The sequence below is a fragment of the Pseudomonas sp. MYb327 genome (assembly GCF_040438925.1).
Classification (GTDB): domain Bacteria; phylum Pseudomonadota; class Gammaproteobacteria; order Pseudomonadales; family Pseudomonadaceae; genus Aquipseudomonas.
The window spans coordinates 4,749,407-4,767,292 of sequence record NZ_CP159258.1 but is presented as its reverse complement, the minus strand read 5'-3'; the positions used below and the strand labels follow the sequence as shown (position 1 = coordinate 4,767,292).

Here is a 17,886-nt window from a genome sequence, read left to right as displayed (position 1 = left end):
CCTCGCCACAGTTGTTCATTGCAGATCGTCGTTCTAAGACCAGCGCTTGAAAATCAACGAAGTATTCACCCCGCCAAACGCGAAATTATTGTTCATCACGTACTGGTTGCTCATCTGCCGGAACTCGCCGCGCAGGTAATCCAGTTTGCCGCAGTGGGGGTCGATGTCGTCGAGGTTGAGGGTGTGGGCGTAGAGGTCGCGGTTCATCATTTCGATGCTGAACCAGGATTCCAGTGCGCCACAGGCGCCGAGGGTATGGCCGAGGAAGCTCTTTTGCGAGCTGATGGGCATGTGCTCGCCGAACAGGCTGCTGGTGGCCATGGTTTCGGCGATGTCGCCCTGTTCGGTCGCGGTGCCGTGGCCGTTGACGTAGCCGATGTCCGACGGCTGGAGACCGGCATCTTCAAGGGCCAGTTCCATGGCCCGGCGCATGGTGACTTGCTCCGGGCGGGTGGTGTGCTGGCCATCGGCATTGCTGCCGAAACCGACGATCTCGGCGTGGATGTGCGCACCGCGAGCGAGGGCGTGTTCCAGTTCTTCGAGCACCAGCATGCCGCCACCTTCGCCGATTACGAGGCCATCGCGGGCGCTGTCGTAAGGACGTGGTGAAGTCTGCGGGGCGTCGTTTTTCAGGCTGGTGGCGTAGAGCGCGTCGAAGACCATGGCTTCGGTCGGGCACAGCTCCTCGGCACCGCCGGCGAGCATCAGTGGCAGGCGACCGAACTTGATGGCCTCGTAGGCATAGCCGATGCCCTGGCTGCCGCTGGTGCAGGCGCTGGAGGTCGGGATCAGGCGGCCGGTGAGGCCGAAGAAGATGCTGATGTTGGCCGCCGTGGTGTGCGGCATCATGCGCACGTAGGAGTTGGCGTTCAGGCCCTCGGCCACCGAGTTGAGCAGCATGTTGCCGAACGCCTTGATCTCGTCGGTGCTGCCGGTGGACGAACCGCAGGCGACGCCCATGCGGCCGTCCTTGATCGATTCATCGCCGAGCAACCCGGCGTCCGCCAACGCCATCTCCGCCGCGCCCACGGCAAGCCGCGAAACCCGGCCCATGCTGCGCAGTTGCTTGCGGGTCCAGTGGCTTGGCACCTTGAAGTCATCAATGGGTCCGGCCAGGCGGGTGTTGAGTTCGGTGAAGCGATCCCACTCGTCCATCCGGCGAATGCCGCTGCGGTTGTCCGCGAAATGGCCGGCGATGGTGTCCCAATCGCTGCCCAGTGAAGTGATGCCGGCCATGCCGGTGACGACCACGCGTTTCATCAGCACAGGCCTCCATTGACGGCCAGAACCTGCCGGGTGATGTACGACGCTTCCGCCGACATCAGGAAATTCACCGCGCCGGCCACCTCTTCCGGGGTGCCCATGCGTTGTGCGGGGATCATTTTCATCAATTCTTCCACCGGTACATTCTCGTCGAGCATGGCGGTGTCGATCAGGCCGGGTGCGACACAGTTGACGGTGATTTTGCGCTTGCCCAGTTCGATCGCCAACGACTTCGCCGCTCCGATCAACCCGGCCTTCGAGGCACTGTAGTTGACCTGGCCACGGTTGCCGATCAACCCGGACACCGAGGTGATGCAGACAATCCGTCCGGCGGCGCGACGACGAATCATCGGCATCATCACCGGGTGCAGCACGTTGTAGAACCCGTCGAGGTTAGTGCGCATCACCACATCCCAATCATCCTCGCTCAGCGCCGGAAAAGCACCGTCACGCGTCAGACCGGCGTTGAGCACCACGCCGTAATAGGCACCGTGGGTTTCCACGTCGGCTTCGAGAATGGCTTTGCAACTGGCGCGGTCGGATACATCGAATTGCAGGATGCGCGCGTTGCGTCCCAAGGCTTCGACTTCGGCCTGCACTGCCTGCGCATCGGCCAGGCCGCTGCGGCAATGCAACACGATGTCATGCCCGGCCTGGGCCAGGCGCAGGGCGATGGCGCGGCCAATACCACGGCTGGAACCGGTGACCAGTACGGATTCAGTCATTACTGGACTCCTTCGGGTTCATGGAGATATTGAGTGGGCTGGGGCGGGCGATACACGTTCAACCGGGCGGTGGCGTGAATACCGGGCGCATTGATGTGGCATTCGAATACGCCCATGCCGTTGTCGTCTTCCAGCGAGCGAATGCCGTGGATGGTCAGCTCGGTGCCGGCCGGAAAGCTTTCGACATTGCATTCGAATTTACGGCTGCCGAGCAGGAAGCCAAGTGCCACGGCATCGCCACGCTGGCGCGCATGGCAACCGGCGTACGCGGCCACGCTCTGCGCCATCAGTTCGATACCGACCCAGGCCGGCAGGCTGCCGTCCGGAAGGTTGAACAGGCCATCGGGCTTGACGGTGAGGCGGGTGTGAATCTGTTCTTCATCGAACGCGAGGATCTGGTCGATAAGGATCATATCGCCAGCGTGGGGCAGCAGTTCGGCGAGCGGCCAGTCAATCATGGGGCGTCTCCGATAATCAGGCTGACGTTGTTGCCACCGAAGGCAAAGGAATTGCTCATCAAGTAGCGGGGACCAGTGGACGCCAGGCGATCAGTCGGGGTCACCCATTTCAGGGCCGGAAGATCGGGATCCGGTTGGCCATCCCACACGTGGGGCGGCAGGGCGTGCTCGCGATTGCCCGTGTTCAGGCTCAGCCAGCAGAACGCCGCTTCCAGCGCGCCGGCCGCGCCGAGGGTGTGACCGGTCATGGGTTTGGTCGACGAGCAGAGTACGCCGGCCGGGAAAAGCGTCGCTACGGCCTGGCTTTCCATGGCGTCGTTGTGTTGCGTCGCAGTGCCGTGCAGGTTCAGGTAGGCGATTTGTTGCGGTTGCAGGTTCGCCCGGGCCATTGCCTTGCGCATGGCTTGCAGGGCGCCTCGGCCGCTGGGTTCCGGGGCTGAAATGTGGTGCGCATCGGAGCTGGCGCCGCTGCCGAGCAAGGCAATCGACGGGTTATCGCCTGCACGTCGGGTCATCAGGAACAAAGCCGCCGCTTCGCCGATGTTGATGCCGTTACGGTTGACCGAAAACGGATTGCAGCGCTGTTCGGACACCGCTTCCAGCGCCGAGAAACCGTTGAGAGTCAATTTGCACAAGCTATCGACACCGCCGCACAGCACCGCGTCGCAAACACCCAGGTCCAGCAAGCGCTGGGCACTCATCAGCGCGCGGGCGCTGGAGGTGCAGGCCGTGGAAATTACATAGGCCGGCCCGCTCAATTGCAGCCAGTCGGCGAGAAAGTTCGCCGGAGCGCCGAGCTCCTGTTGCTGATAGTCGTATTGCGGCGGGAAGTGCTGCTCGCGAATGTAGTGGGCCAGGCCCTGGCTGGCTTCGTCGATGCCCGAAGTGCTGGTGCCCAGCACGACACCGATGCGGTCGCGACCGTAGGTCTGGATCGCTTGATCGACGTCCTGGCGAATTTGCAGCGCTGCTTCGAGCAGCAGTTGATTGTTGCGTGTGTGTTGCCGGGACAGCTCAGCGGGAATCGCCGTCAGTTCGCCACGGACCGCACCCACCGGCAACGACCGCTCCGGCACCCAGCCCGCTTCGCTGCGCATGCCCGAGCAATCGCCGGCAAACAGGTTGCGGGCGACTTCGTCCTTGTCGCGACCGAGAGCGCAAATCACCCCGAGGGCATTCAGATAGGCCGTCATGGCGCGTCACCACTCAAGGGCGTGACGAGATATTTCGGGCCTTTGGGCAGGTTCAATTCAAAGCTCATCGGTTGGGAATAACGGACGTCCCAACGCTCGGGCAGGGAGCGTTGTGCCCCATGTTGCCAAGCAGTGGGGTAGTTGCCCTGCAACTCATCTTTCGGGGTCAGGGCAAACAGCAGCGCTGCGAACAACTCCCGGGCTTCGGGATTGGGCGGCAGCAAGCCATCGGCGTGCCACGATCCGTCGGCCAGTTTCTGGCGTGCCTGGGGAATGCCCAGCAGGTCCATCATCGACCAGCGAATGGCCGGGCCTTCACGCTGGATCACCAGCACCCAATCCTGACGTTGTTCCGCTTGCAGGCGCTGGATGTGCAATTGCATCGGCAACGGCAGACTCGGCGTTTGCTCGGGCAGCGGCGCCTGGCTGGCGCAGGCGCTCAGCAGCAGGAGGCAACCCAGCAGCAGGAAACGAGCGCAGGTGTTGCTCAAGTGGCTCATGTTCCATCCTTTGCGCAGAGTTCGGAAATCACTTTCAGACGGCGCTTGGCTTCGCTGACGAACGGATTGCGTTCGTCCCAGGCGTACCCGGCGAGGATCGAGCTAATCATGCGGCGGATCTCCGGTGAACCGCCCTCATGGTAAATCACGTCCTGGAAAGTCCCGTTGTACCAACCTTCGACGTAGCAGCGGAACGTGTCGACCCCGCGCTTGAGCGGTGCGGCGAATTCACCCTGCCAGTCGACAGTTTCGCCTTGCAACTGGCGGTGCAGGACAGCGGCGGCCATGCTCGCCGAGCGCATGGCGATGGTCACGCCGGAGGAAAACACCGGGTCGAGGAATTCCGCCGCATTGCCTAGCAAGGCAAAGCCCGGCCCGTGCAGGGTTTTGACGTTGGCCGAGTAACCGCCGATGGTTCGCGCCGGGGTGTCCCACACGGCGTTGCCCAGCACACCGGACAGACTCGGGGTTTCATCGATGAACCCGCGCAGGCAGTCATCCAGATTGTCGGTGCGACCGTCGAAATGTTCCTGTGCGGCGACCACGCCGACCGAGCAGCGCCCGTTGCTGAAGGGGATGGTCCAGAACCACACATCACGCTTTGTCGGGTGAGTGGTGATGAGAATTTTGGTGCGGTCGAAATTCGGGTGGTCGATGTGATCTTCGACGTGGGTGAACACGGCCTGGCGCACCGGGAAATTCGACGGTGCCTCAAGGTCGAGCAAGCGCGGCAGGACACGGCCGTAGCCGCTGGCGTCGAGCATGAACCCGGCCTCGATTTGGTACTCGCTGCCATCCTCACGACGTACGCCGAGTTGCGGTCTGGACTGATCGATATCTACGCTGAAGATGGTCTCGCCGTAACGGATTTCCACACCTTGCAACGCGGCCTGATCGGCCAGCAGTTTGTCGAAATCGGCCCGTTGTACCTGGAATGTCGTCGGTTTGCCGCGGGTGAGCGTGTCACCGAAATCGAAGGTGCTGTAACGCTCACCCCAGGCAAACGCCGCACCGGTTTTCAGCTGGAAACCGGCGGCGTTGACGGTGTCGAGCATGCCCGCCTCTTCGACGAAATCCAGGCAGTGCGACAACAGGCTTTCACCGATGGAAAACCGGGGGAAATGCTGGCGTTCGATCACCAGTACGTCGTGGCCCTTGCGCTTGAGAAGTGCAGCGGCAATGGCGCCGGAAGGACCTGCGCCGATAACCACGATCTGACGACGTTCGATTTCAACGGTTGGCATGTGGGCTCCTTGCCGGGGCGGCAGCTTTCAAGGGAATCCGGTGCATGCCGGCGAGTGCCGGCAGCAGTGTGGCGATCAGGCCCATCAACATCAGTGCAAAGTACAGCGGCGTGCTGATGAGCTGTTGTTGCAGCAGCAAGTTGAGAAAGACGATCTCGCTCAAGCCACGAATGTTCAGCAGCACACTTTCCCGCCAGCGGCTGGCGCCGTGGAACGAGGCGCCGGCCCAGCCGAGGCCGAGCCAGTTACCCAAAAGTTTGCTGGATATCGGCAACAGCAGCAGCGCCGCCAGTTGCACCCAGCCGAGGCTGTCCATGGCGCTGTGCACGTTGATCTGCACGATGCCGAACGTGAGTATCAGCGGGATGGCTATGTATGTTTGCAGGGCAATCATCCAGCGCACCGGAAACGGCAGTATCAGCGGCGCCTTCAGTGCGGCCATGAGCAGCAAAAAACCGATGCCGAAAATCAGCGCGTTGAGTTTGTAATGTTCGGCGACCACCAGCAGCGCGAAAAAGCAGGCGCTGTACAGCCATGCCTGACGCAGGCCGAGCAAGCGCAGCAACACGGGCAGGCAGGCGCCGGCCAGGGGCAGCAGCAGACTGCTCAGGTGCAGGGTGCCCTGGGCGATGGCGAACAGGGTCCAGCACGTCAGGTCGATGAGGATCGCGGTTTGCACCAGTCGCCGGGTCGCGGCTGGCGGGTAATCGATATGTCGCAGGTACAGGTACAACACCGGAATCGCGGTAATGGCGAACAACAGGCCGACCGCCAGCGAGCTGATCCACGGCTGTGGCGGCAACAGCCAGATCGCCGTGGCGATGCCACAGGCAAACGGGATGCAGAAACTCGGCAGGGCGATTTTCAGGCTCTGGCGATCCAGTTGCAGGTCGATCACGTCGCTGAGGATGTAACCGAGCAGCAGCGCGAAACTCAGGCTGTAGAGGTTCTTCAGCCAGATCGGCGACACCAGCGCGGCGCCGCTCAATTGCCAATGGGGTTCGATCCAGAAGTACATCAACAGCGGAAGGCCGACCGTTGCGAACAGTAACTGACTGACGATCGGGATCAAGCCAAGGTGGCGCCCGATGCGGGTCGCCACGGCAAACAGCGCCAGGGCCATCGCCCAAAACAGCACGACCATCATGCTGCTGGCTCCGCGACGTGGGCCGCCTGCACATGTCGGCCGGCCCAAGGCGCGAGCATGAAACTGAAGATCAGGCCAAGGCTGACCGACAGACCGAAATTGCTCACCGCCGGCGTGCTCGATACCGCCAGCAGACCGAACGACAGCCAGGTGGTCAACGCCGCCAGCAAGGTGCCCAGCAGGCTCACGGCGGCGCCGCCGACCTGCTCGCGCATGAGGATCGCGTAGTCGACGCTGATCGCTGTCACCAGCAACAGGCCGAACAGGCTGAACAGGGTCAATGGCTGGCCCAGCCAACCGAGGCTGGCGAGGCTGCACAGCGCCGCCAGCAGCGGCAGGGAAACAATGCGCAGCGCGCCACCGAAACCGAACGGCAGGATCAACACCAAAACAATCAGCGCACAGGATGCGAGTTTAAGTTCGGCGGCGCTGATCTGAGTGGCGGCGAAGACCTCGTTCAACTCACCCAAGCGATCCACCAGCACGACGCCCTGCAAATCCTCGGCCTGAACCCGCAGCAGGGACGGGTTGTTCAGGCCTTGCAGGCTGACCATTGCCGCTACGCCATTCTCGGTTGGCCCGAGCCACAGCGCCCGATAAGGCTCGGACAAGGGGCCGGCCAGCGCCGCGTCGATGTCCTCGGCGGGCAACGCCTGCAACTTCGTCAACTCGGCTTGCAGCGCCTCGACGGGCACGCCGACATCGAGCAACGGCTGCCAGAACTGTGGCAGTTTGCTCAGCGCTTCACGCGCTTGCTGCTGTTCGCTCGGCGGGCTGACCAGTTGATTGAGCGACAAGTAACCCTGGAGTTTGTCCAGGTTGACCAGTTGATCCAGGCGATCGCTCAAGGCGCTCAGGCGTTCGAGCAATTGTTGTTGATCAGCGCCCTGCACCAGAAAGAACTGGCTGGTGGGTTGATAGCCGGTAATACGGGCGATGGTTTGCGCTTCATCGGTCAATTGTTGCGGTGCGCCGACCCACTGACGGATGTCATTTTTAGCCTCGAGTTGCAACAAGCCGCCGACGCAAAACGCGATCAGTAGCGCCAGCAACACCGGCGTACTCAGGTGTTTGAGCAGCGCTTCGCGACGTCCCAGCAAAAACTCGGAAACCCGCAATGGCCACTGCGTCGGGCGCAAATCCACACCCTTGAGCAACGCCGGCAGCAGACACACGGCGGACAGATAAGCGCCGAGCAAACCGGCAGCGGAGAACACCGCGATTTGGGTCAGCGCCGGAAACGGTGTCCAGGCCAGAGCGAGGTAGCCGATGGCACTGGTGATCAGGCTCAGGGTCAGCCCCGGCAACGTCAGGCGCAGGGCCGGCCAGCTGTGCCAGGGTTTCAGGCTCCAGCTCTTGGACAGGTAATGCAGCGGGTAATCGACCGCGACGCCGATCAGGCTCGAACCGAGCACCAGCGTCATCACGTGCATGTGGCCGAACAACGCCACGCAAGCCACTGCACCGAACAACATGCCCACCAGCACCGGAACGAACGCCAGCAACACGCGCCAGCGGCGGAAGGCCAGCAGCAACAGCAGCAGAATCCCGACCGTGGCGCCGCCGCCGACCCAAGTCATTTCACGGGTGGCTTGTCGTTGACCGTTGGCCGCGTACAGCAAACCGCTGGCGGCGAGCAATTGCACGTCGGCGCCGGCCGCTTGTTCGCGACTGTGCTGGAGCAAATCAGCCACTTGTAGTGGCAGGTTCATGTCGAAGGCGTTGCCGGTGGTTCGCGCGCGCAGCAGCACCCAACTCTTGCCGTCGGCATCGGCAATCAGGGCGCCGCTGCCGATGTCCAGTTTCACCGAACCGTGTTGCGGCTGGCTGTTCTGGATACGCCCGGTCAGGCCCAGCCAGTCGTCCTGACTAGGCACCAGGCTGAAACCGGTAAAGGGATCGAACAGCGCCTGCACCCGTTGCTGGATAAAAGCGCCGGGGTGTTCGATCAACTGCTGGCGATCGTCCGCCGAAAGCATCGCCAATCGGCCTTGCAGCAGTTGCGTGCGCAGGGCCGGCAGATCGGCTTGCAGGTTCCACTGGACCTTTTCGAACAGGCCGCTGGCCTGCCACTGATCGCCGAGTTTTTGCGCCATGGCGACGGCTTGTTCACGATTCGTATGGCCGACCAGCACCAGCATTTCGCGGTTCAACGGTTCTTGCATGCGTTGTTCGGCGCGCAACTCCAGCGCGTCCGGCGCGGTGCCGGGCACCAGTTCCATCAGGTTGGCCGACAGCGGGGCGCCGTCACGCCATTGCCAACCGGCGAGCGCGAGCATTGCCAGCAGCAGGATCAGGAACAGCCGCGGCAGCCTGCGTTCACTCGGCAAAGTCATGTTGCTCCGCGTCGCTCAACGGTTGAGTGGCGGTGCTGTCCTGCATCCGCAGCAAAGTGGTGTCGCCCTGGGTTTCCAGCAGTTCGATGCTGTTTACCAGCTCGCCGCCGGCGATGTTGATCTGGTTGAACACTTGCTTGAGCAGCATCGAACGCGGCAGCAGCGTCAGCTTCCAATGCTGTGCATCGCCGATCAGCGACAGCTCGAAATCCCGTTGCAAGCCGCTGCTGTCGCCTTGCAACACAGCGAGGAACAAACGGTTCTGCTCGGCTCCGGCGCTCTTGCCCGGCAACATCTGCCAACCATTGGCATCGCGTCGGGCAATGCCTTTGGCGGTAATGCGGTAATCCTGCTGCAACGGTGTTTTCAGCAACCACAGCAAACCGTGGTTTTTCGCCAGGACGAAAGTGCCTTTGCTAGTCAGCGGCTGGGGCAGGGCACGCAGGTGTTTTTCCTGGATGAAGCTGCCGTGGATCACGTCGGGTTTGGCCAGTTGATCGCTCAGTTGTTGCAGATCAAAAGCGTGAGCGAGCACTGGAACGCCCAGTAACACGCAGAGCACTGTGGGAGCGAGCCTGCTCGCGAAAAACCTGAGAGCTCTGCGGGGTGTCAGGTGCCCAGCGTCATCGTTAACGACCATCGCTGGCAAGCCAGCTCCTACAGGGGAACGGCGGTGGCAGAAAATCATGGCAAGGCCCTCTCTACGGCATCGGTGAACACCTTCGGCGAGGCCAGCTGCATTTCGCGGTTGTTCATGTCGACGGCGACCTGCACGGAAACGGCGCGGGTCAAGCGTTCGCCGGTCTGCACATCGCTGATCAGGTAGTTGATCTTCAGACGGTTCTCCCACTCCACCAGGTTGGCCCGCACGTTCAGCTTCTGGCCGAACACGGCGGCGCGTACGTAGCGCAGTTGCAGGTCGATCACCGGCCAGGCATAGCCGGACTCGGACATGGCGCTGTAGTTGTGGCCGATCTTGTCCAGCAAGGCGCAACGGGCGACTTCCAGGTACTTGATGTAATGGCCGTGCCAGACGACGTGCATGCTGTCGACGTCAAAGAACGGCACGAGGATTTCCGTATCGGTGTGAAGCACTCCCTTGCTACGCATGCAGCCTCCAGTGTTGTTCAGCGATATGTTGCAGGCACAGGCGCAATTCGCCTTCCAGTGCGCGGTCTTCGATGACCGGCGGGAAATCCTTGGCCAGTGCTTCGTGCATGGCGGCCAGGGCTGGAGGAAGTGGCCGCGCGTCTTCGGCCCGGCCGCGTAGCCACACGCCCTGATTGGCGGCGAGCAGGGTGGCGGCGGCAACCTGTTCGGTCAGCTCCAGCACGCGAATCGCATCGCGGGCGGCGATGGTGCCCATGCTTACCTTGTCCTGATTGTGGCACTCGGTGGAACGCGAGAAGACGCTGGCCGGCATGGTGTTTTTCAGCGCTTCGGCGGTCCAGGCGCTGGTGCCGATCTGCACGGCCTTGAAGCCGTGATTGAGCATGGCACGCTCGGCGCTGGCGCCGGAGAGGTTGCTCGGCAAACCATGGTTGTAGCGTTCGTCCACCAATAAAGCGAGTTGCCGATCCAGCAGGTCGGCGACGTTGGCCACGAGGTTTTTCAGGCTGTCCATGGCGAACGCGATGTGGCCACCATAGAAGTGTCCGCCGTGCAGCACCCGCTCGGCTTCGGCGTCGATGATCGGGTTGTCGTTGGCGCTGTTCAGTTCGATCTCGATGAACGAACGCAGCCAGTGCAGGCTGTCGGCCAATACGCCGAGGACGTGGGGCGCGCAGCGCAGGGAATAGCGGTCTTGCAAGCGATGCAGCGGCGCGGTCGGCGCATCGATCGCCAAATCCTTGCGCAGCCAGGCGGCGACTTGCATCTGCCCCGGATGCGGCTTGGCGGCAAACAGGCGCTCGTCGAAATGCTCAGGGTTGCCTTGCAGGGCGACTACGTTCAGCGCGGTGATACGCGTTGCCAGTTGCAGCAGGTAATCGGCGCGGGCGTAGGCCAGGCAAGCGAGGCCGGTCATGACGGCGGTGCCGTTCATCAACGCCAGCGCTTCTTTCGGGCGCAGCACCAGTGGTTGCCAACCGAGTTCGCGATGCACATCGGCGGCCTGACGGCGTTCGCCCCGGAACATCACTTCGCGCTCGCCGGACAGGGTCGCGGCAACGTAGGACAGCGGCGTCAAATCACCGCTGGCGCCGACGGAACCTTCTTCGGGAATCAGCGGCAGAATGTCGTGTTCGAGAAACGCTTGCAGGCGTTCCAGCAATTCCACGCGCACTCCGGAAACGCCGTGGCACAGCGACTGCAATCGCGCCGCCAGCACTGCGCGGGTGGCCTGGGCGTCGAGCAACTTGCCCAGTCCGCAGCCATGGAAGGTATACAGATGACGGGGCAACGCCTCGACGTGATGCAGCGGCACCGCCACCACGCAGGAATCGCCGTAACCGGTGGTCACGCCGTAGATCACGCCTTCCTTGTCGAGCAGGGAATCGAGGAACTGCGCGCCCTTGGCGATCCGCTGGCGGAACTCTGGGTCGCCTTGCAACTGCGTCGGCGCCTGACGGTTGGCCAGGGCCAATACGTCCTCGATGCGCAAAGGGAGTTCGCCGAAGGTAACCGGCTCAAGCGTTGGCGTCGTCATCGGTCTTCCAGAAAGGGTAAAAGTTGAACCATTGTTGAGGCGCGTCGAGGCAATAGTGACTCAGGCGCGCAGCGTAGCGGGAGGCCCACTGATGAATGACCTGCTCGCGGTCGCTGCGTTTCCAGGCGATCGCTTCAGCGAACGGCTCGATCGTCAGGCGATAATCGCCGTCGGGCTTCTTCAGGCACATCAACAGGTTGATCGGGCATTTCAGCAGACCCGCCAGCAGCCACGGCCCTTGCGGGAATTTTGCCGGGTGGCCGAGGAAGTCCACGGTCACGCTGCGCCCGCCATGCAATGGCACGCGGTCGCCGGCAATTGCCAGCCACTCGCCGCGCTCCAGGCGCTCGTGCAGTTGCAGCATGATCACCGGGTCCAGTTCGCTGACCTGAATCAAGCGCAAATTGGTCGCGCCGGCTTCGCCCAGCAAGCGGTTGAACTGCTCGGCGTGCTTGGTGTGCACCAGCACGTTCATGGTGACCCTTTCGCCGATCTCCGCCAGTGCGCGACACACCTCGAGATTGCCCAGATGCGCGCCCACCAGCATCTGCCCACGGGTACCTCGCAATTGGTTGCGCAGCAGGGCCGGGTCGATGATTTCGATCTGCTCGATGCTCAGTTTGCCATTCCACACGTCGAGCTTGTCGAGCATGGAATCGGCAAAGGCCATGAACTGGCCAAACACCCGCCAGTGGGTCGGGCGCAGTTCGTCGCGACCGCTCCAGTCGGCCAGGCGTTGCTGATATTGCCAGGCACTGTGACGGGCGCTGCGACCGAACAGGAAAAAGTACAGCACGATGCCGTACAGCACCGGGCTCAGCAGTCGGCGGCCGAGCACTTTGGCGCCGAACGCGGTGAGCTTCATCAGCCAGAAACTGCCGCGCTCCTCGCGGTCGGCCCAGTGCTGTTTGTCCGAGTTCATGTTCGCCACCGGCGCCAGAGGATCAGGGGTGAGCGCAGCAACATGCCGAAGAACAACCGGGTGTGCATGCTCGAAATCAACACGTTGTCGTGGAACAGGCGAAAGTGCGAAACCCCGTCCAGCGGGTAGTGAACTCTGGTTTGCAGCCACTGCATCGGCTGATTGCGCCAGGCCAGTCGTACCAGGATGTCCGAGTCGAAATCCATGCGTTTACCGATCTTCGCGGTGTCGATGAGTGCCAGCGTCGGTGGCAATGGATAGACGCGAAAGCCGCACATGGAATCGCGAATCTGCAACGACAGGGTGTTGATCCAGACCATGACGTGGGTCAGGTAGCGCGCGTACAAACGACCCTTCGGCACGCTGTCGTCATATCGCGGATAGCCGCAGATCACCGCCTCGGGATGGGCGCGAGAGTGCTCGATGAAACGTTTGACGTCTTGCAGGTCGTGCTGGCCGTCGGCGTCCACCTGCAAGGCGTGGCTGAAACCCAGGCGTGAGGCTTCACGCAGACCGGTCATCACCGCTGCGCCTTTGCCCTGATTGGCGGCGAGGCGGATCAGGTGAACGTTATCGCGCTGGGCCAGGTGATCGAGCACTTTTGCGCACGTCGGGCTGCTGGCGTCGTCCACCAGAATGCACGGTAGATCACTGGCAAGCAGCGCCTCGACCACCGTGGTGATGGCGGTTTCGTGGTTGTAGACCGGAATGACGGCGCAGGGGTTATGCATGAGCGCAAACCTTGTGGCGAGGGAGCTTGCTCCCGCTCGAGTGCGAAGTGCTCGCCAACATTGGGGCCGCTTCGCAGCCCGGCGGGAGCAAGCTCCCTCGCCACAAAGGGCACTCCTGAGTCAGGAAGCTCCGTTTGTTATGCATGCGCCGCCTCCAGCAAAATCCGCCCGCTGGAGCAGGTGGCGGTTTCGTTGCGGTAGGCGAAATACAACTTGCTGCGTACCGGGTCAAACCGCAGATGCAGCTGCACTTCATCGCCAGGACGCACCAGTTGCTGGAATTTCAGCACTTCCATGCCGGCGAATTTTTCCGGCAGGTTCATCAGTTGCTGGCCCAGGTTCAGCGCCCATTCCACTTGCACCACACCGGGCAACACCGGCGCCCGAGGGAAATGGCCGCTGAAGTAGGCCAGATCCGGCGGCACCCCCAGTTGCAGGCTCCATTCGCCATCGACTTCGACTTGCTCCAGCACTTCCGGCACTTTGGGGCGCGGTGCCAGCAGCAAGGCTTCGACGTCAGTCTGGGGCAGTTTGCCCTGGGTGTTCAGCGGCAGTTGACGCAGCAAGCGCCAGCGTCGTGGCAAGGCCAGGGCTTCGCAATGTTGACTCAGGTGTTGGCGCAGCTCTTCGGTCAGGGTGCGTCGACCCTGGTTGCGCAAGGCGTGCAATCCCGCTTCGGTCAGCACCAGCAACGCCCCGAGCGAGGCGCGGTTTTCCTGAACAACGCCGAGGCGCGCTTCAGCGACCCAATCGTGGTCCATCAGCGCCTTTTCGAGCATGGGTAACGAGATACGTTTTTCTTCCAGTTTGACGATACGGTCCAGCCGCCCGAGCAGTTCGAAACGGCCATCGGCGGCGATTCGCACCGCATCGGCGGTGTGTTCGATGTGGCCGGCCGGCAAGTAGGGCGAGGAGATCAGCAGCGCGCCGTCATCGTCCTGGTTCAGTGCTACATCGGCGAAGGGCTGCCAGAGGTCATGGCCCTGACGCCAGGCAATGCCACCGGTTTCCGAGCTGCCGAAGATTTCCGAAGGCCATTGGTTCAGGCGTTGGTGCAGGCTCTGCGCGGCTTCGACCGGCAGCGCGCCACCGGAAGAAAACACCCGACGCACCGCGCTCAACGCCGGCCAGTCGAGGTTATCGCCCATGCGCTTGAGCAGCGCCGGGCTGGCGACCCAGGCGAACGCCGGATATTGGCGACTGGCGCGCTGCAAATCCTCCGGGAAGGCCAGTTGCTTGCGCACGAACGGGCGACCGGCGCACAGCGGCCATAGCACGCGGAACAGCAGGCCATAAATGTGTTGGGTAGCGACGCTGCCGATGATGCACGCCGGACCCAGGTCAGCGCCCCACAGTTGCTCCAGGGCTTGGACTTCATTGACCAGTTGGCGCAGGGTTTTGTCGATGCGCTTGGGTTCGCCGCTGGAGCCGGAGGTGCACAGGCTCAACGAACAGCGATCCAGGTCCAGTGCCGCAGCGCCGATTGGCGGGCGTTTGAAATCGAGCAGGTGCGCGTCATCGGCCTGATCGGTCAGCCACAGATCGACTTCGCCCGACCAGCGTTGGCGGGTCTGGGGTTGCAGGTCGGCCGGCAACAACACGCTGACCCCGACACGCCAGGCACCAAGCAGGGCAATCGCCAGGTCGGCGGCGTCTTCAAGATGCACGGCGATGCGCTGCACACCTTGGGCTTGTAGGCCGGCGGCCAGTTTCAGGGCCTGTTCGCATAGTTGTGCGTGGTTGAGCAGCGGCTCGGCCGTCACGGCACGTTCCGCTTGCGGCTTGAGCAGCAAGTGCTCAAGTTTTATCCAATTCATGGGCGGCCTCTTACCCGTTGTCGTATCAGCCATTCAATGGCAAACATCAGGCCTATCAATCCGTAGGAAATCAGGCCGGTGTACAACATCCACCAGCTCAGCGGCGCCCACAGCGTCAGGGCGGCGGCGCACAAACCGTTGCAAAGAAAAAATACGCTCCAGGCGATGGTCACCTGGCGGGTATAGCGAATGCCCTTGGCTGGCAGGTGCGGTTCACTCAAGCGCGCCAGGCGTTCGACCACCGGCGGGCCGTAAACCAGGCTCAGTCCGAACAGGCCCAGCATGAAGCCGCTGATCAGTACCGGATACCAGCGCAACAGCACCGGGCTGTCGAACAGCGCCAGCAACAGGCAGAAAACGATGGCCGTAAGGGCCATCCATAAACTGCCCGGCCGTCGTCTACCTGTCAGCGCGCGGGCCAGCCACAGGCTGCCCAGCAGCAGGCCGAACTGCCATGGCGCGAAGTGCTGCATGCCGAAATAAACCGCAAAGGGGTACAGCAAGCCCGCCAGCAGCAGGCCGAGGCCGATCAGTCGGCTCATGCGGCTGGTTGAACCAGGCGGTAGACCGCCTCGACCACGTCACTGACGGTACGCACCGATTTGAATTCCTCGGCGGCGATTTTCTTGCCGGTCTGACGTTTGATGTGATCGATCAGGTCGACCGCATCAATGCTGTCGATTTCCAGGTCCTGGTACAGGTTCGATTCCAGACTCACGCGCTCAGGGTCCAGTTCGAACAGCTCGACCAAGGCATCGCGCAGGGTGTTGAAAATGTCGTCACGAGTTTGCATGGTCCGGTCTCAAGCTGCCTGTTTTGCAGTGACGAACGCCGCAAGGCTCGCCACGTTACTGAAGTGATTACGCGTGTCCTTGGCGTCGGCGTCGATTTTGATGCCGTACTTTTTCTGGATGGCCAGGCCGAGTTCCAGAGCGTCTACCGAGTCCAGGCCCAGGCCTTCGCCGAACAGTGTCTGGTCGTCGCCAATGTCGTCGGCGCTGATGTCTTCGAGGCCGAGGGCGTCGATGATAAGCATTTTGATATCACGGTGCAGATCGCTCATCTTCGGCGAGCTCCTTAATAAAGTAAGAATGTAGATAATCATTGAGCTTGCGCGAAGCCTGCGGCGCAGGGCCCAGCGCGGCGAAGGCCTGTGGGTCTATATCGGCCCCGACCCGGAAACTGAAGTGCACGCGGCGCTTGGGTATCCGATACCAGGGCTCGGCCTTGGTCAATGTAGTCGGGCTGACTTTGATGATGACCGGGGTGAGGATTTTCGCACCCCGCAAGGCAATAGCCGCACCCCCCCGATGAAAGGCTGGCGCCTGGCCGGGTGGGGTGCGGGTGCCTTCGGGAAAGATGATCAGGGTCTGGCCACTGTTTAACGCCTCGGCGGCCGCATCGAGCATGTCCATGCTGCCGTCATTGCTGATGTATTCGGTGCGGCGTAGCGGACTGCGGGTAAAGGGGTTTTCCCAGAGACTTTGCTTGACCACGCAATTGGCGTGGCGCACCAGGCCGATCAGGAACACCACGTCGATCAACGATGGGTGATTGGCCATGATCATCTGTCCTGGGCGCCCGAGTTTTTCTGCACCCTGGATGTCGTAGGTCAGCACGCCGGCACGGGCCATGAAACGGATGAAAAACCAGAAGCAGCGACTGACGGTTTGCCGCGCGCGTAGCCGGTGTGTCTGGGCATCGCCCGGCAGGCAGCTCAACAACGGGAATACCAACAATCGCAGGCAAAGTCCGCCCAGCCCGAACAGGGTGAAGCTCGCGGCAGTGGCCAGCAGGCGCCAGTAATAGGCGTCGCGGTGCTTTTCAGTCATGGGTTGCGTTGCCAGGTCCATACACGATTTTTCCAGGCATGTTGGCAGGTCGTTTGCTGGCCGAGCAGCACTTGCAACAGATTCAGCGCGTGGGGCCAGCGGGATTTGGACAACGCATCCGTGGGGCTGTTCAGGGACAGCTGCCAGTCATTACCCGGCGTGATCAGCAGGCCGATGGCATACGGGAACGGCACATCGTCGATCCAGGTCGAGTAGGCCTCAGGCGGCTGTTCCTCGGTCATCACCAACAATACTGCGGGAGCGCCTTCGTTCAGCAGGGCAGCAGCTTCCAGCATGCCGTGCTCCAGGCCATCGCCTGCCGCCGCGAGGGCCGTCATTTCGCTGGTTTCGCCGCGCAGGATCGACCATAGGCCGATGATCGCGTTGTGCACCGAGAGACTGAACTGAGTGGGCGACAGCGGCTGATCAACCGCCAGTTCGCTGAGGATGTCGAATGTGCGCGGGGTTTCGCCGTGTCGGGATACAAAGACCAACGGCAAGTCCTGGCGGCCCTCGGCCAAAGGCCAGCCGACGCAGAACGCCATTCGCGCCAGACGGCTGAGTCGCCGGCGCTGCATGGCCGGTAGAAACGAAACATCCGGGGCGGCATCGCTGCCCGGTAGCACGACCGGTTGTCGGCTCCAGGCTTGCCAATCGTCCACGCTTTCGAGCCCTGGGGCCCACGCGCGCCATTGGGCGATGTTGAAATTGATCACAGACATTCATCCCGCCCTTGCAGGCTTCGTTGACGCGATGAGTGGCCGAAAACCACGACTCACCTACGTGGCGATTGCGCCGAGTGGCGCGCATTATCCGGGTGCGGCGGACGTGTAGCAAATACTGGTTACATTTTGCTCAATGATATGTACCGATTGGTTCGCAAAAACTGGACGTTTGATAATTATTCACATTGTCCACGGCCCGTCTGTCGGTTTTGATTTTTATCCCCAAGCCTTTTTTTCGGCTTTTTCCGCGAGAGATCGGCTATGACTGTGTAGTCCCTATGCCTGCGCGGTAGCTAAGCACCGCCGAGGCCCACTACACTCGGTCATTCTTTGATACACGGAGGTT

The 17,886-nt window shown here is 62.1% G+C and carries 19 protein-coding genes; all 19 read right to left on the bottom strand.

Annotated elements, in window-relative coordinates; translation table 11 throughout:
* Positions 1–33 precede the first annotated feature (33 nt).
* The 19 genes from ABVN21_RS21435 to ABVN21_RS21345 all read right to left on the bottom strand — a co-directional run bounded on the left by ABVN21_RS21435 (position 34) and on the right by ABVN21_RS21345 (position 17,537).
* Complete coding sequence (locus ABVN21_RS21435; protein WP_339555142.1) at positions 34–1,260, bottom strand: beta-ketoacyl-ACP synthase; 1,227 nt, start codon at positions 1,258–1,260, stop codon at positions 34–36.
* Positions 1,260–1,988: a 3-oxoacyl-ACP reductase FabG gene (gene fabG, locus ABVN21_RS21430; RefSeq protein ID WP_339555143.1), complete on the bottom strand. Its 729-nt coding sequence runs from the start codon at positions 1,986–1,988 to the stop codon at positions 1,260–1,262. The genes ABVN21_RS21435 and fabG overlap by 1 nt, the downstream gene beginning before the upstream one ends.
* Positions 1,988–2,446: a hotdog family protein gene (locus tag ABVN21_RS21425; protein WP_339555144.1), complete on the bottom strand. Its 459-nt coding sequence runs from the start codon at positions 2,444–2,446 to the stop codon at positions 1,988–1,990. Before ABVN21_RS21425 ends, fabG begins: the two co-directional genes overlap by 1 nt.
* The gene (locus tag ABVN21_RS21420) at positions 2,443–3,639 is read right to left on the bottom strand and encodes a beta-ketoacyl-[acyl-carrier-protein] synthase family protein (protein ID WP_339555145.1); all 1,197 of its coding nucleotides are present in this window, start codon (positions 3,637–3,639) and stop codon (positions 2,443–2,445) included. The genes ABVN21_RS21425 and ABVN21_RS21420 overlap by 4 nt, the downstream gene beginning before the upstream one ends.
* Positions 3,636–4,139: a hypothetical protein gene (locus ABVN21_RS21415; RefSeq protein WP_339555146.1), complete on the bottom strand. Its 504-nt coding sequence runs from the start codon at positions 4,137–4,139 to the stop codon at positions 3,636–3,638. Before ABVN21_RS21415 ends, ABVN21_RS21420 begins: the two co-directional genes overlap by 4 nt.
* Positions 4,136–5,383: an NAD(P)/FAD-dependent oxidoreductase gene (locus ABVN21_RS21410; RefSeq protein WP_339555147.1), complete on the bottom strand. Its 1,248-nt coding sequence runs from the start codon at positions 5,381–5,383 to the stop codon at positions 4,136–4,138. Before ABVN21_RS21410 ends, ABVN21_RS21415 begins: the two co-directional genes overlap by 4 nt.
* A complete protein-coding gene (locus ABVN21_RS21405) occupies positions 5,370–6,530 on the bottom strand; it encodes a sodium:proton antiporter (protein ID WP_339555148.1) in 1,161 nt (386 codons plus the stop codon). Before ABVN21_RS21405 ends, ABVN21_RS21410 begins: the two co-directional genes overlap by 14 nt.
* On the bottom strand, positions 6,527–8,866 hold the full coding sequence (locus tag ABVN21_RS21400) for an MMPL family transporter (RefSeq protein WP_339555149.1): 2,340 nt from the start codon (positions 8,864–8,866) through the stop codon (positions 6,527–6,529). Before ABVN21_RS21400 ends, ABVN21_RS21405 begins: the two co-directional genes overlap by 4 nt.
* Positions 8,850–9,554, bottom strand: coding sequence for an outer membrane lipoprotein carrier protein LolA (locus ABVN21_RS21395; RefSeq protein WP_339555150.1), 705 nt, complete (start codon positions 9,552–9,554; stop codon positions 8,850–8,852). Before ABVN21_RS21395 ends, ABVN21_RS21400 begins: the two co-directional genes overlap by 17 nt.
* Complete coding sequence (locus ABVN21_RS21390; RefSeq protein WP_339555151.1) at positions 9,551–9,976, bottom strand: acyl-CoA thioesterase; 426 nt, start codon at positions 9,974–9,976, stop codon at positions 9,551–9,553. Before ABVN21_RS21390 ends, ABVN21_RS21395 begins: the two co-directional genes overlap by 4 nt.
* Positions 9,969–11,513: an aromatic amino acid ammonia-lyase gene (locus ABVN21_RS21385; RefSeq protein WP_339555152.1), complete on the bottom strand. Its 1,545-nt coding sequence runs from the start codon at positions 11,511–11,513 to the stop codon at positions 9,969–9,971. The genes ABVN21_RS21390 and ABVN21_RS21385 overlap by 8 nt, the downstream gene beginning before the upstream one ends.
* Positions 11,494–12,435, bottom strand: coding sequence for a glycosyl transferase (locus ABVN21_RS21380; RefSeq protein WP_339555153.1), 942 nt, complete (start codon positions 12,433–12,435; stop codon positions 11,494–11,496). The genes ABVN21_RS21385 and ABVN21_RS21380 overlap by 20 nt, the downstream gene beginning before the upstream one ends.
* Positions 12,432–13,166: a glycosyltransferase family 2 protein gene (locus tag ABVN21_RS21375; protein ID WP_339555154.1), complete on the bottom strand. Its 735-nt coding sequence runs from the start codon at positions 13,164–13,166 to the stop codon at positions 12,432–12,434. Before ABVN21_RS21375 ends, ABVN21_RS21380 begins: the two co-directional genes overlap by 4 nt.
* Positions 13,167–13,303: 137 nt before the next feature.
* Positions 13,304–14,983: an AMP-binding protein gene (locus ABVN21_RS21370; protein ID WP_339555155.1), complete on the bottom strand. Its 1,680-nt coding sequence runs from the start codon at positions 14,981–14,983 to the stop codon at positions 13,304–13,306.
* Positions 14,980–15,525 (bottom strand): hypothetical protein, encoded by a 546-nt coding sequence (locus ABVN21_RS21365; protein ID WP_339555156.1) that lies wholly within the window; start codon positions 15,523–15,525, stop codon positions 14,980–14,982. Before ABVN21_RS21365 ends, ABVN21_RS21370 begins: the two co-directional genes overlap by 4 nt.
* On the bottom strand, positions 15,522–15,776 hold the full coding sequence (locus tag ABVN21_RS21360) for an acyl carrier protein (protein ID WP_007992314.1): 255 nt from the start codon (positions 15,774–15,776) through the stop codon (positions 15,522–15,524). The genes ABVN21_RS21365 and ABVN21_RS21360 overlap by 4 nt, the downstream gene beginning before the upstream one ends.
* Positions 15,777–15,785: 9 nt before the next feature.
* The gene (locus ABVN21_RS21355) at positions 15,786–16,046 is read right to left on the bottom strand and encodes a phosphopantetheine-binding protein (RefSeq protein WP_056852297.1); all 261 of its coding nucleotides are present in this window, start codon (positions 16,044–16,046) and stop codon (positions 15,786–15,788) included.
* A complete protein-coding gene (locus ABVN21_RS21350) occupies positions 16,027–16,836 on the bottom strand; it encodes a lysophospholipid acyltransferase family protein (protein ID WP_339555157.1) in 810 nt (269 codons plus the stop codon). Before ABVN21_RS21350 ends, ABVN21_RS21355 begins: the two co-directional genes overlap by 20 nt.
* Positions 16,812–17,537, bottom strand: a complete 726-nt coding sequence (locus tag ABVN21_RS21345) for a beta-ketoacyl synthase chain length factor (RefSeq protein WP_339555158.1) — start codon at positions 17,535–17,537, stop codon at positions 16,812–16,814. The genes ABVN21_RS21350 and ABVN21_RS21345 overlap by 25 nt, the downstream gene beginning before the upstream one ends.
* Positions 17,538–17,886 lie beyond the last annotated feature (349 nt).